We start from the raw sequence: 14,553 nt of genomic DNA on the forward strand, positions 1-14,553 counted from the left end.
TTTTGCCTTTGGTAAAATTTTTAATGTTCAAATATATTTCTATACAGTCATCCTTCATTTTTTTATTGAAAGATTCAGAAGGACATTACATACTGCCTAGCAGACTTCGTTGAAGCTTATAGCAAATTTAAACACTAATATAGCCTCACAACCATATAGAAAAATATGCTAGAGAAAATTAAGCAAAATACTTTTGGTCACTTCAAATATCTACCTCAAGCTGCAGGCTTCAGGGTAAAAGTCGACCATACTCTTACAATAATCAATTGTGGGCTTGGATCCTCGATGTTTAACATCGTTTGTGGTGACTACCGCACGGGACTTGAAGAAAAAGTTCAAAGCGTTATGGACGAATTTAGAGGTCAGCCTTTTGCATGGTGGATTAGTCCATCAACTAAGTCAAAAGCATTAAGCAGAAAATTGCTGGAGTACGGCTTTATTACCGAGACTGAAGAACATGCCATGTTGTGTGATCTAACCAGTTTTGAAAGCAGCAATAACCAACTTATCAGAATAGGGCAGGTGTTAAATCGAGATCAACTTGAACATTTTATCAGAGTGATTGAGATATATGATGAAACAGCACGTAACTTTTACGAAAAACTTACAGAACCACTGCTCAATCAACAAGAAAAATTGTTTATTGGGTATGAAAATGATATACCTGTTGTCATTGCTACTCTTTTCATTTTTTGCGACACAGCCGGCATTTTTAGCTTAATAACAGAAGAAAATAAAAGGGGACTTGGGTATGGTACTCAAATGATGATTCACCTTATGGATGTTGCGAGAAAAATTGGTATAAAGTATGCAACTCTTTCTGCGTCAAGCGATTCAGGATATCGAATCTATGAACGCCTGGGGTTTCGTACGTTTGGTCAATTTGAGTGCTTTGAATGGAGGAGCTAGAAATAAGAATTGAGCATACTACGTCTCCAAACAGTAGAGATATTGAATTCCTGTACAAAAAAATTAATGAAGAAACCGCTGATAAGGGCACGTTTAGCCCATTCGCTTTTTTTATCCGTGATGATAGTAAACAAACTATTGCAGGCTGTAGCGGTTTTGTTATCTATGGTTCAATTTACACTGATCTGCTTTGGGTGCATTCCGATTATAGAAGAAAAGGTATGGGAAGGCAGTTAATGGAAAAAGTCCATGGTTATGGTCGAGAAGTGCACTGTAAAATAGCAACTGTTGCAACCATGAACTTTCAGATGGCAAGAGGGTTTTATGAAAAACTTGAGTACAAGTGTGATTTTGTACGTCCGGGGTATATTAATGGAGCGATATGTATATTTTTGAAAAAAGTGTTGTAGTATACGCTATGTCTAACGTTAGTAAAATACAGGTTTGTATATAGGTAACCCGAACGTACCCGTTCAGACAATGGTGTCAACTTAAGGAAAAATGTCAGTTATTGTGTATAAAATTTCTCTCTATAGTTATGATAAGGTAGAGCAGCCCAACGCCACCATGTCTTTAGGAGAGTTTGATGACGTAGGCTCTTAAGCTGACGCCACTGGCCGATCAGATACAAAAAACACATCAGGTAGCAATACTTACCCAAAAACATAAATCCTAAAAGGAAAAAATTGAAGCTAATAAAACCTACTTAAGACTGGTGTTTTTATTGATATTATCTCAAAAACAACCAGTCTTTCTGTAGACGAAGCATTTGTTACTTAGAAAGAAACAGACTAATGGTTTATTGACCTTTCTAGTTGATCACTTATCGTGATACCATTCAAATAAAACTCAGGCTTATTGTTTGCTTTATCAGTAGCTTCTAATGATTGACTTTTTTGCTGACCATCACTGGCAGTCAGTTCATATCCTGTACTGGATAATTGACTGTTAACTCTATCAACATCAAATTGCTCAACAAGAAAGCCATTTTTCCCTACTTTATGTTTAGCAGACTTTACCCCTTTTTTACAACTTGCATAAGCTGGTCAACGCTTTTTAATCCGGAAACAAACGCTGTATTACAATCGAAATAAGCATAATTATCACCTGTTCTATAAATTGCAACAACGTGATTATTTGTTACTAAGTGAATAGCAAAATCACCCTTAACTCCAGTTATATAATTCGATAGATCGCCAAGCGTTTTATAGCCCTTAGTGCAAATCAAGTTCGAAGGTAGACTGCTCATACGAAAATCTAACTGTTGTTCAAAACCATCAAATAATTTACTAAAAGCTGGTGTTATTCAAGGGTAATTTGTGTTGATTAAAAAACAAACCCTGGGAAAACCCACGAGTAACAGCAGTACACTTATCATCCATTTTAATTCCTAGTTCCTCAAAAGAAGGCGAATAGAGGCTTTGTTTTACTGGTTGAATTGATGCATCATGAAAATTATTGATACGAATTGTGACAAGTGCAAATATGCTTCCTGTTGTTCTCGACAAAATTGTACCGAACAGCCAGGATCTTGTTCGTACTCTCTTCTCACACTTTCTATTGAACGTGTGCATGCATAAGATCCAGGGTGTGTTAATCCTGCTGCCACTCGCATTTTTCTCTCTTGCTCTCTCTCATGTTCAGTTTCTACTGACTCTGGATCATTATTCATTATAGAATGTGCCAAAGCTATCACTGCTCCTATGCCTATTCCTACCGCAGCGGAACTATTCCTATTGCAGACACTAGTGCGACTGCTCCTGCTGCTACTCCCCCTAATATTACTGTTCCTACTGTTGTGCTAGAAGAAGAATCATTTTCCTCTGTTTCTTCTGTAACTTCCTGGTCAATTTTGCTCACAAATCCTCCAAACCCCAACTATGGATTAGAAATTTAGTATAATATCAAAAAAAGGAATAGAAAATCAGCAAGTTATACGATCAATAATCCATACATAACAGAAAGTTTGCTAATACCAATTGCTGGTTGAAAAGTATTGAATATCAGCAATTTACAAATATCCGAAGTAAAAATGATTTTATGCTATTAAAATTAATGCAGAAAAAAACTCAGAATTTCAGAAGTTTGCATCAAGCTAATCCATAGTTCAGGTTAAAACGGTTAGCTTACTCAAACAGCACTAACACGATTTGCCTCTTTTTGGATGTAAAAGTCTCTTAGGAATTGTTCTCTTAAACTCTAAGATATTTTGTTCAACACTGTAACCGGATCCCAGTGTCCGCTACTCGGATGACACCATCCATAAAGCAAATCAGCGTCACTTCCTACTTAGCATATCCATCAAATCAGATTCTTTGAGTTTACTATGATCAACCTTACTGAACTTATTAACCATTGAGGTCATTTGATTATACTGCTTAATTAAAAGATTAACATCTGGTACACCTGTTCCAGAACCTTTCGCAATTCTGAGTCTTCTTTTGCCATTTAGAATATCTGGATCTTGTCTTTCCTTTTCAGTCATCGAATTTATGATCGCTATATATTTTTTCACTTTACTATCATCTGGCATGCCACTGCTTAGCTTTTTTGTAAATGAACTTGGAATGAATTTCATTATATTGCTGATGCCATCCATTTTTTTTAAGGTTTTTAACATTCCTGCTAAGTCGTTTAGGTCAAATTTGCCTTTTTTTACTTTTTTCTGCAGTTTATCAATTTCTTCTTGACCAACGATCTCAGCAGCTCTTTCAACCAATGAGACAACGTCACCCATATCAAGTATTCTTTTTGCGATTCTGTCAGGATAAAAATCATCAAGGTCACTTAACTTTTCACCACAAGCAATGAATTTAATCGGGCAATTAGTTGTCATTTTCATAGAGAGAGCAGCACCGCCGCGCGCATCACCATCAACACGGGTAAGAATAATACCTGTCACACCTATTGCTTCGTTGAATGATTTGGCGATATTCACTGCATCCTGGCCAATCATCGCATCGGCTACTAAAATAACTTCTGCAGGCGAAGCGATTTCCTTTACAACTTTCAATTCATTCATCATATTGTCGTCAATATGAAGCCTACCTGCGGTATCTAGTATCAATACATCATAATGATTTGCCGCTTTCAGTGCCCTTTTGGTAATGGCAATAGGTTCCTCATCCGTTACTATAGGTAAAGTTTGTATATCTATTTGTTTGCCGAGCACCTCGAGCTGTTTCTGGGCGGCGGGCCTGTAAATATCCAAAGAAGCAAGCATTACTTTTTTCTTTTGTTTTTTTAGTTTCAAAGCGAGCTTTCCTGAGGTAGTTGTCTTACCTGCACCTTGCAAGCCCATCATCATAATTACAGCAGGAGATTTGACTGCTAGATTTAATTCACTTTTTTCTGACCCAAGAATCGCAACCAAGTTATCTTGCACAATTTTGATTATCATCTGTGCTGGAGAAATACTTTTGATAACTTTTTCCCCTATTACCTTATCTTTAATGTCGTTAATAAACTTTTTTGCAACTTCGAGGGAAACGTCAGCTTCAATGAGGGCTATACGTATTTCACGCATAGCAAAGCTAAAGTCATCTTCGGAAATGATTGACTTTCCTCTGAGCTTATTAAATACAGAATTTAAACTTTCAGTTAATGGCTTAAACATAATAGTACTAATAGAATACTCATCAAAAAAAGAGAAGAAGCTGAAATAAAACTCACTGAATTATAACTCAACACTTCTTTAAGTCTAGTGGCGTTACTAAAGTATAAATCAGCCAGTGAATCAGTCAAGTTTTGCAGTATACCAGTAGACATTTTCCTAGTTTTGAGAATTAACTTATTAGATATTGACACAACATAGGGTATGAAAGCTCTAAAAATCCAATCAATATCCATTTTAAAATTTATTCTCGGCAAAAATAACTTGCGCAGAGGGATAAATAACAAAGTGGCACATAGCAGTAAATTAAATTGTGACCAAATATTTTTTGTGGTATACGCAAGATTAAAAATCGAGGATTTATTGTAAATGGGCAAGTAAGGATTACCAGCAATTACGCATGCAAATGCTAAGACAATCATAGCCACTCCCCCCCCTTTCTCTGCTAAAAGTTTTGACTTACTTTCTACAATAAATATGTAATAGAGGAATTTGAGCCCTACGCTTAAATAAAGCGATAAATTTAGAATTTTGTATAAGTTTTTGTACAATGCTAAGTTAGTACCACTCGCCTCGATTTCAACTGAGGTGTATGATTTGCTAATAAAGCCAGCAGTCCCAGGAAATGCAGCCATTGTAAGTACTGCGATTAAAGCATACATTCCTTCCACTGACATGAATTTACCCACTCTATTGAAATTCACTGCCTTTGTCCGTAAGATAGTAGAGTTAGCAACAGCAGTAAGCAACAATTGGTAAGCAATGGAAAAAACTATATTGAATGCAAGTAGTGATGCAGCATTTTCTGAACGGCTAAGTAAACTTCCCGTTATAATTAACATACCCATTTGCCCTACAACATTGTAGGCTAAAAATCTACGAATGTTTTGTTCAAGAGAGGTGAATACAATTCCATAGATCGCAGTAATAGTGCCCAAGAGTGCTAATATTTCAGCATGATCTTGCCAAAGATTGGTATGCAGGATTGCTACTAAAAAGGAAACCTTAGTAGTAAATAGAGAAAGGTATGATGCACCGTGCAACGATGCAGCAGGATATGCATCCACAACCCAAAACGAGAAAGGAAAACAAGCGCAATTTATTAATAAACCTATGGCTATTAAGTTAGAGCTTTGAATTGCTGATCCTGCTGTTAGTATAGTTCCGACAAAAAAGTGTACACAAGCATATCTTATTGCAGGTCCGCTATCTTTACTGCCGGCTGCAATGATAAAAGACGCGCTGATGGCCATTAATTCACAAAATATTATGGCCGATATCATCTGTTTAGATAACATTGCACATAACGAACTGACAGTGTAAGCAAAAAAAGATAGCATTTCTGAAAAGCTCAAGTTTCTTGCCGGTAAAACAATTAAAAATGCAGCCGATAGGAAGGATATTAACATAATGTGAGAGGATAAACCGAAGTTTAGAGCAGGATGAAACCAATTTACTATTGTATTTAAATTCTCAGGTAATTTTAGAGCTGTAACTATTAATATAGTCAGTAGAAGTAACAGTAAAAATTTATAAAACTGCACAATGATTTAAGCCAATATGGTTTATTTTACTTGAATAAATAGATAAAATCAATTTACATGTAATTGCTTTTTAACTACTAATTAAACTAATTACCCTATAATTGTACCAGGGTTAGAGGGTTAGGAAAACCGGTCAGATTAGGTTTTTAATCTAATCTGACCGATAGCTTTAATAGTGAGGTAAGCCTCAATATAACACGCTCAAATTATAGTACTACACTCGTGCACAATATGTTTTAAATTTGTGCACGGGCGTTAGTAAATTATTTACTTTTTGAAATAAAGTTCATAGCTAATACAAGAAAGATTTACCTGGAGTAGTATAGAGGCACAATTACAATATCAAGGCAACAGGCGTGTTTGAGCCCTTTGGTAAATCTTTCTTGCGTTAGCTATAGCTAGCGTAAAATTATCTTAGCTTCATGTTACCTACATCAAAATAATTATTATAACATAAGGTTATTAATAATATATGTGTATTGGCATATCAGGCAAGGTATTGAGACAACAGAGGAGGTGCAGTTTGATAGTCGTCATTCTAGCACTATGTGCTGGAATGACGGAAGTTTTTCAAGATAGTTGTAATGAAGATTAGATTGCAAGATCTGCTAAAGAACTATAAAGTATATCAGCATCTTCCTGTGCCATGTAGTCATCCACTGAGGAACTATGTAGCACATTGACATCATCTTGCGTTTTACCATCATTTACTACTTCATAATGAATGTTATACTTATTTAGTTCGCCTAATATTCTGCTTTGGAAATCTTTTTCACCATAGTCTTCCATAATAACATTTACATAATCAGCATTATCAGTGTCATTGTTATATATTTTTGGATCTTTAACGTTATAGTGTTGTGTAAACTTACACTCACCACCTTCATCTTTACAAAAAGAAAATTTTCCTTCTTGGTCACTATCTGCAATAATGATAAATCTATTGCCTTCGCTATCTTTTGTCGAAAACTCATTACTGCTTTTATCTATGGAATATTGTTCCTTTGGAAACTTTAATGTTAAATAATATGTCATAATATTACCTTAATAAAAATGGTCATTATAGCATATTTAAGTTAATAAACAATATACATTATAGTATAATTAATATGGAGTGTACTTAATAAACTTCAGTGGGACAGCCCGTTGGACCCATAAGAACTATTTGTTCACCTTCTTTAAAGCACTTACATAAATTAGTGGAGCCACCAGTTTCAAGCACAATAGTGAAGATAATTCCTTTTTTTTTGTCTACTTCAGTGCCGGTCACGGCTACACCTTCCATAGCTTTTCTGCTGTTAGTTTCAAAATTTTGCAATCTAAAAAATTGTCCAGGCTGAAAGTTTTTTGCAGCAAGTGGTGCTTTAATCACTATCTCTACCACCTTGTCAGTTAAATATTGTACTTTCATGACCTTTGCAGTGAATTGCTCTTTGATCATGTTGAAAAATTCTTCATTGGCTACAGTACATGATGTTGGCTGGTTAGTTGTTAAAATTTTGGAAATAATAGGGTAGCCATTCTTAGCACTTGCCATAGCTTTCACAACACTACCACTATACGAAGGGTGAAGATCACCAAAAAAACTAATTGTTCTATTGCCTTGCTTATATGCTAATATTCTATCTTTATTTTGCATCTTAGGAGACAATATCGGATCCACTTCTTCCCCCAATGAGTTTAAGTGCGTGAAATACCCATTACTTAATTTAAAATGCTTTTTATCTTCTGTTGCAATGACTGTATTTGGCTCAGTACCTGCTGCTATCAGAATAGAACGTGCCTTTATATGTTTAATTTCTCCAGATTGAATGTCTCTCAGCTTTACCGACTCAGCATGACTATATTTATCCGTTACAATTTCAACTGGCTCTAGATTCTCAATAAAGTAGATCCCCTCTAATAATGCGTTTTGCACCTCTTCACTATTTAGTCGATAACTTGGTGAATCTTTCAACTGTTTTCTATATACAACTTTTACCCCTCCGAGGCTTTGCATTAATTCCAATATTTTTGTTTCTCTATTCTCCTTTTTTGCTAACTCTTGCTCTTTTTGAATCAGTTGTGCGTGTGATATAAACTCACCTGCAATGGTGTGCTCTTCTTCTGTCCAATCCCTTTCAATATAGTCTTTTCCATATTTATCAACCAATGTTTCATAGCGGAAAAGAAATTTTTCTACTTGAGTTGGATAATACGCTAAAGCTTCAGTAGCAGTATCGATTGCAGTAAGTCCTGCACCTATAACAACTATTGGCATACGAACTTGTAAGTTTGCTATGGAATTAAATTTGAGGGCACCAGTAAGTTGTAGTGACATCAGAAAATCGGATGCCATGCGTACTCCGCGAGCCAATATATTTTTTACTTTGATCATCCGTGGCTTGCCAGAACCAAGCGCTAAGGCAATGTGATCGAAACCCAAATTGAACGCATCATCAACAGTTACTGTGCCACCAAAGCGGATACCTCCATAAAGTGCAAAATTTTTACGTCTTTCCAGTAATAGTCTTATAATCTTTAAGTAATTTTTATCCCACCGGGAAGTAATACCGTATTCTGTCACTCCACCAAACCCATCGGCCGGGCGCTTGCTTAATTTTTCACGTTTGAAATCTTTAATTGGCTGAAAACTATCGGTTAAAGGTTCGATCTTTAATCCATCGATAGCAATAACGTTATGTCCATCGTTTAACAGATGATGTGCTAAATTAAATCCTGCAGGACCAAGACCTACAACTAGGATGTTTTTTCCAGTGCTGTCTTTTGGCAATGGTCGCTGAAAATTTAAAGGATTCCAACGACTGAGCAGAGAGTATATCTCAAATCCATACGGCAAACTGAGTACGTCATCCAAAACTTTTGTCTCAACCATGGGCACGTTCACAGGTTCTTGTTTTTGATATATGCATGAATTCATGCAGTCATTGCATATTCTATGCCCAGTGGCCGCGCATAGCGGATTGTCTATCATCACAATTGCAAGGCTGGCTATGCTGTATCCTTCACTTTTTATCAGATTCATTTCTGATATTTTTTGCTCTAGTGGGCAGCCGTGCAGTTCAACTTTGAGTGGGGACATTTTGAAGGTCTTGTCATTAATAGCCAACCCTTTCGAGCAGCTATCTTTATTCTGCTTATGACAAAATATGCAGTAGTGAGCATTATCTAATGCTCTATCTAAACTTACCTTCTCACTTGTTAGGTCAAAACCATATCGTCTTTTTACTTCCTTTGAATAAAGAACCTCAATCCTGTCTATTTCTTTTTGAGAGAATGGTATAAGATTTTCATGGTCAGTTTTTTTGTGAGTACTGAAAAGTATACTCTTCTTATTTTTTACTCTCCACGCTGCATATTGTGCTGCAAGCTCTATTTCTTCTTTATGGGTTTCTCCATCTTGAAGCCAGCACATTACCTGCTCGGCAAAGTTTTTCTCTGTTGTCGGTAGAGGAAGGAAAAGATTTAATTTGCTGGTAACATACTCAATATCGATATTTGCTATATCAGTATATTTCTTCAATGCATAACGTTGAACAAATAACCTTTTGCATTTGTATATTACAGCAAAATCATTGTGCTTTTTCTTCAGCTCTTCTATTTCTTTTTCAATGTTGAAAAGTCTTGCGATGAATTCATCAAGTAAATACGAAAGGTCTATAATTAGCTGACTATCTGTCGTTTGAGTGGCCAAAATTGGTTGTTTTCCGGATCCCAGTGTCAAGCACTGGGATGACATGGAATGATACTGGAACGATGTCGCAGAAGAGGCTGTTTCTTTTCTTGCCTCAATCAATAAATGAAATAAATTTTTATCACATGATTTGACGTGATTTAAAAACATCTCATCTAGTTTTACCAATCCAGTGTGAGTGTATAGGCTTGAAAATGAGATGTTGAAATTTAGCTGCATTGCTACATTATACAGCGCACACACTATTTTTGTAGACGAAAATTTTATACGTTTTGCAACATAGCTAAAATTGTTGCTTCTGCAACCTTTTCTTCACCAACATATGCAACACACTCAAATTTACATGCACTCAAACGTGCATTTTTAATGTTAGCTTGAAGAATCAATGTGTCCCCTGGAGTAACTGGCTTTCTGAACTTTGCATTTTCAATAGACATAAAGTACACAACTTTACTTTCCATTGTATTTTGACTTTCTTTACCAAGAACACATATTGCAGATGCCTGAGCTAGAGATTCAATTATTAAAACCCCTGGCATTATTGGATGACCAGGAAAGTGACCAATAAAAAATGGCTCATTGAAAGTTACATTTTTGATCGCTTTTATACTCTTACCAGGATCACATTCTATTACCCTATCCACTAAGAGAAATGGGTAAGAATGCGGTAAGATTTTTATAACATCATTAATGTTAAATTGCATGCTATCTTGAAAGCAAACTTAGCTAGCGTCTTTCAAAGTAAACTCCGGCATTTTCTTGTTCACATTTTTCAGTAACATATCGGATAAATCAACTTTATCGATAGAGTATAAAACTTGGTTTTTCTTTGGAATAAGGAGCACCAAATCTATGTTGTTTTTTTCTGCAGTCTCTTTAGCAACTTCTTTTATCTTATTAAAAATACCTTCAAATGCACTTCTATAACTTTCTTCTAACTGTAACATTTTTTTAGCATAGTCATCTCTAGCACCTGAAGCGTGCTTGTTAAATTGCTCCGTTTTTTCTTTCTTTGCCTCTTCTGACAAAAGTTCAAATTCTTCTTGTGAAGGCTTAAATTTTTCTAGATCACTTTCGAACTCTTGCTGCAACTTAGAGCTTTGCTCTTTTATTTGTCGTTGTATATTTTGTAGAGCCAAAGACTCATTAATAATTTTATCACTATCGATGATTGCAACTTTTACGTTAAATGCACTCTGAGGTTGATGCTTTACAGCCTTGTAGCCTGCAAACAACGAAATAACTAAAGCAATAACTGATATAAGTAATTGTGTATGTTTCATTTAAATCCCCGCTTCAATAGAAAACTTAATATTCGATGATGGTATTATATCATAAGGTTCCTTAACTAAAGGAAAGCCAAAATCCAATCTAAATCTACCGCCAAAAGGAGAAGGCATTGAAAAACCAAAGCCTGGTGATACTCTCACAAGCTTACTATCGTTATAGTCCTTGCCCTTCTCATATTCCTTACCTTTATCATCTAAACCAAAAAGTGTCGCATAGTCAACAAATAATGAACCCTTGATACCAATATGATCATATAATTTGGGTAATGGAAAATCCACTTGTTGTGTTAAGTTAAAGTAAGTTTTGCCTCCTAACGAGCTCTTGTCTATTGCTCTTGGTCCAATGCCAGAAAGGTCAAATCCTCTAATCTCATTACCACCTTTAAAAAAATGTTGGCCAATGTTTAAATTTTCACCGGTATAAGAAAAAATATGACCTGCAGCTATTTTAAAGCGCAGTATCGTATCGTCATCGATATTACTTAATATAGGATGTGTATAGAAAGATAAAAGTTCAGATTTGAGAAAATTAATGTTTCCCCCAAGTCCTGAGATATCCTGGCTTAGACGAAATAAATACCCCTCTTTTGGAGCATAGAGATTATCCAAGTTGTTATATGCTAATGTGTATCCCACCGATGAAATGTGGTGTTCACCTTTTCGGTCTAGTATTATTTTAGAAATATCACTGTCTTTTCCACCCTTATTATCCATGTGTATATGGTTATACTTATAATAATAGCGAAGAGAGTTAGTTAAGTTTTGTGTGACTTTATATGATAATTTTGTAAAAAATCCCATGTCACAACTGTCAAAGGTAGTATTTGGCTTATCCTGTTTTTCATAGAATATACCCACACCTAGCGATGTATCAGAGTCGTTGAAGCTATTTTCGATAACTTCTAGATCAGTTGAAAATACGTACTGGCTTTTCTCGAGGGCAAAAGACAGTTCTTTTCCGCTACCAAATAAATTACGGTCCTTTAAATCAGTTTTAAAAAATGCTCCACCAGGGAAAGACATCCCTCCTCCTAAGTATAACGAGGTAGTGTTTTTCTCTTTCACATCTAAGTTAAGATTTACTGTGTTATCGTTAATCGCATAGCTATTTATTTTTACTGTCTCAAAAAAATCACTGCTAATTAGTTTTCTACGCGACTTTTGAATTTCAGATGTATTATACGCATCACCTTCTGCTATGCTAAGTTTGCCTCTGATTACTTTGTCTAAAGTACGATCGTTACCATCAATTGTAATTTGATTTACATAAATCTTTTTGCCTGGCAGTACTCTGTAAGTTATATCTACAACATTACCATGCTGTACATATTCTGGATTAACTTTTGCAAATATGTATCCCTTCTCGTTTAGATACTTATTTATTTTTTCTATTGCATTACTAACTTTAGCCTTATCGAATACTTTATTATCTTCTTCAGTTATCAAATCCGCTATCCTTTCTTTTAGGTTTGGGTCATGAATTTTAGTTTCAACATCAATTTTATTACTTCCAAATAAATACTGCAGCCCTTCATCGATCAAAAAAGTTAACACCACTTGATTATTATTATCAACCTCAACAATTGGTTGGATTCTATTTTCAATATAGCCCTTGGACGAATAGAAGTGATCAAGCAATTCTTCACTGATCAGCAAATACTGTGGTAAATAATGATTACCACCCTTAAAAACTGCTCTGAATAACTTATTAAATACGTTATTACTCTGCATCTTAATAGCTTGCTCTAGCTCAGTTTCGAAAAAGTTCTTATTACCTATAAATCTTATATCCTCAATTCTGGATGTTTTACCCTCTTTTATTTTAAAGACTAAGTTTACTCTGTTACCATTAAGCTTACTTAGCTCATATTCAACTTTAGCCCCGATCTTACCATTGTTTCTATAAGCTGTAACTAAATTCAATAAGTCACTTTGCAATTTTGTTTCAGCAAAAATAGTTAGGGGTTTTGACTGAATCACGTTATTTAACAGTTCCTTGCTTTTAAACAGCTTGTTGCCTTTTAATATTATCTTGTTAATCAGTGGATTTTCCTGAACCTTTATCACCAAATTTTTTTCATCGTCAATGTGAGCGTTAACACTAGCGAATAACTTTGTTTTATATAGGCTTTTTATAATCGAATCTATATCGTCATCATTTACATAACTACCGGGTTCTAGCTTTGTATAAAACTCTATTGTTTGACTGCCAACTCGCTCATTACCAACGCATTTAATACTCTTTATCTGAGTTTTTCCCTCATTTTCTGAGGCAAAAAGTAGAGTAGAAATAGAAATTACTATTAATATGTAAAATAGCTTCTTCATGCTTGCCCTAAAAAAGATGTCTTATATCATTTGAGATCGCAATTGCCATTAGCACAAACAATATGGTAGCACCAAAAGTAGCTGCATATTTGTGATATCTCAGACCCAAATCTCTACGTATAACTGTCTCTATAATATAGTTAAACAAGTGTCCACCATCCAGCAGTGGAATTGGTAGTAAATTAACTGCAGCTAAAGTAGCAGAAAGGATCGCTGTAAAATATAAAACCGTAGCAAATCCTTTTTTAGTTGATTCTCCTGAGTATTTTGCAATTTTTATTGGTCCACCTATTTCACTTATACTTCTCTTACCAACAACAATTTGAAAGAGAGCTTTAATTGTGAGACACATAGCGTGGTAAGTTTCACTTATTGATAGGCTCACAGCTCCGAGAAAAGATGACTGTTTTAATCCTGTCATGTTAACTGAAGTAATTCCTATAACTCTTCTTTCTATTGTGGAATCGGAAGTGTCTTTAATTATTGATGGAGTTAGAGAAATCCTATGCTCTTCATTATTGCGGCTATATCTAATTTCCATTTCTTTTTCAAGGCTTGACATTGTCACGCGCGAAATATCTTCAAAATATTTTATTTTGTGTTTATCAATCTGTGTAATAATGTCACCTGGCAGTAAACCAGCTTGCTGTGCCGCACTGCCATCGATTACCTTTCCGATCACCGGTGGAGTACGGTAATAGCCTGTTGTGCTAAAGAGTATCGTAAACGCTATAACAGTCAGTACCATGTTTGCAAATGGCCCTGCAAACACTATTGCTGCTTTTTTATATCGTGGTTTTGCATGCAGTGAATACAATTTTTCTTCTTCGGTCAGCTCTCGTTGATTGGCTGGCACACTTGCTGCGTTACTGTCTCCTAACATTTTAACATAACCACCCAGTGGAAGGGCACTTAATTTCCATCTAGTTCCAGATTTGTCATGGAAACCAAAGATTTCAGGACCAAAGCCTATAGAAAAAGACTCAACTTTAACTTTGCATGCTTTAGCAACAATATAGTGCCCGTATTCATGTACGAATACTATGACAGAGATGATTAAGGCAAACGACAAAAAATTATGTGTTCCACCACCAAGTTGATGGATAAGACCAGAAACTAGTTCCACCTGTATTTTAGATATTAATAAAACATTAAGTATATTAAAATGCGCCTCAC

13 protein-coding genes are annotated in these 14,553 nt (G+C 35.3%); 2 read left to right on the forward strand and 11 right to left on the reverse strand.

Annotated elements, in window-relative coordinates; translation table 11 throughout:
- Positions 1-165 precede the first annotated feature (165 nt).
- Together HF196_RS00960 and HF196_RS00965 are read left to right on the forward strand one after the other, a co-directional pair.
- Positions 166-909, forward strand: coding sequence for a GNAT family N-acetyltransferase (locus HF196_RS00960; RefSeq protein ID WP_168455422.1), 744 nt, complete (start codon positions 166-168; stop codon positions 907-909).
- The gene (locus HF196_RS00965) at positions 897-1,319 is read left to right on the forward strand and encodes a GNAT family N-acetyltransferase (RefSeq protein ID WP_246198570.1); all 423 of its coding nucleotides are present in this window, start codon (positions 897-899) and stop codon (positions 1,317-1,319) included. The genes HF196_RS00960 and HF196_RS00965 overlap by 13 nt, the downstream gene beginning before the upstream one ends.
- A gap of 605 nt (positions 1,320-1,924) precedes the next feature.
- On the opposite strand, the gene HF196_RS00970 is transcribed toward HF196_RS00965, so the two are convergent.
- The 11 genes from HF196_RS00970 to rseP form a co-directional block, all read right to left on the reverse strand.
- Complete coding sequence (locus HF196_RS00970) at positions 1,925-2,158, reverse strand: hypothetical protein (RefSeq protein WP_168455423.1); 234 nt, start codon at positions 2,156-2,158, stop codon at positions 1,925-1,927.
- 177 nt (positions 2,159-2,335) lie between these two features.
- Positions 2,336-2,605: a hypothetical protein gene (locus HF196_RS00975; RefSeq protein WP_168455424.1), complete on the reverse strand. Its 270-nt coding sequence runs from the start codon at positions 2,603-2,605 to the stop codon at positions 2,336-2,338.
- 17 nt (positions 2,606-2,622) lie between these two features.
- Positions 2,623-2,769, reverse strand: a complete 147-nt coding sequence (locus HF196_RS00980; protein WP_168455425.1) for a hypothetical protein — start codon at positions 2,767-2,769, stop codon at positions 2,623-2,625.
- A gap of 418 nt (positions 2,770-3,187) precedes the next feature.
- On the reverse strand, positions 3,188-4,525 hold the full coding sequence (ffh, locus tag HF196_RS00985) for a signal recognition particle protein (RefSeq protein ID WP_168455426.1): 1,338 nt from the start codon (positions 4,523-4,525) through the stop codon (positions 3,188-3,190).
- On the reverse strand, positions 4,510-6,066 hold the full coding sequence (locus tag HF196_RS00990; protein WP_168455427.1) for a proton-conducting transporter transmembrane domain-containing protein: 1,557 nt from the start codon (positions 6,064-6,066) through the stop codon (positions 4,510-4,512). The genes ffh and HF196_RS00990 overlap by 16 nt, the downstream gene beginning before the upstream one ends.
- A gap of 591 nt (positions 6,067-6,657) precedes the next feature.
- Positions 6,658-7,101, reverse strand: a complete 444-nt coding sequence (locus HF196_RS00995; protein ID WP_168455428.1) for a hypothetical protein — start codon at positions 7,099-7,101, stop codon at positions 6,658-6,660.
- Between the two features lie 85 nt (positions 7,102-7,186).
- Positions 7,187-9,979 carry an FAD-dependent oxidoreductase gene (locus HF196_RS01000; protein WP_168455429.1) on the reverse strand — a complete coding sequence of 931 codons (2,793 nt, stop codon included), beginning with the start codon at positions 9,977-9,979 and terminating at the stop codon, positions 7,187-7,189.
- 44 nt (positions 9,980-10,023) lie between these two features.
- Positions 10,024-10,464 carry a 3-hydroxyacyl-ACP dehydratase FabZ gene (gene fabZ, locus HF196_RS01005; RefSeq protein WP_168455430.1) on the reverse strand — a complete coding sequence of 147 codons (441 nt, stop codon included), beginning with the start codon at positions 10,462-10,464 and terminating at the stop codon, positions 10,024-10,026.
- A gap of 18 nt (positions 10,465-10,482) precedes the next feature.
- The gene (locus HF196_RS01010; protein ID WP_168455431.1) at positions 10,483-11,043 is read right to left on the reverse strand and encodes an OmpH/Skp family outer membrane protein; all 561 of its coding nucleotides are present in this window, start codon (positions 11,041-11,043) and stop codon (positions 10,483-10,485) included.
- Positions 11,044-13,377: an outer membrane protein assembly factor BamA gene (gene bamA, locus HF196_RS01015; protein WP_168455432.1), complete on the reverse strand. Its 2,334-nt coding sequence runs from the start codon at positions 13,375-13,377 to the stop codon at positions 11,044-11,046. It abuts the gene before it with no gap.
- Between the two features lie 7 nt (positions 13,378-13,384).
- A complete protein-coding gene (gene rseP / locus HF196_RS01020) occupies positions 13,385-14,503 on the reverse strand; it encodes an RIP metalloprotease RseP (protein WP_168455433.1) in 1,119 nt (372 codons plus the stop codon).
- Between the last annotated feature and the right edge of the window lie 50 nt (positions 14,504-14,553).

The sequence above is a fragment of the Wolbachia endosymbiont of Ctenocephalides felis wCfeJ genome (assembly GCF_012277315.1).
Taxonomy (GTDB): Bacteria; Pseudomonadota; Alphaproteobacteria; order Rickettsiales; family Anaplasmataceae; genus Wolbachia.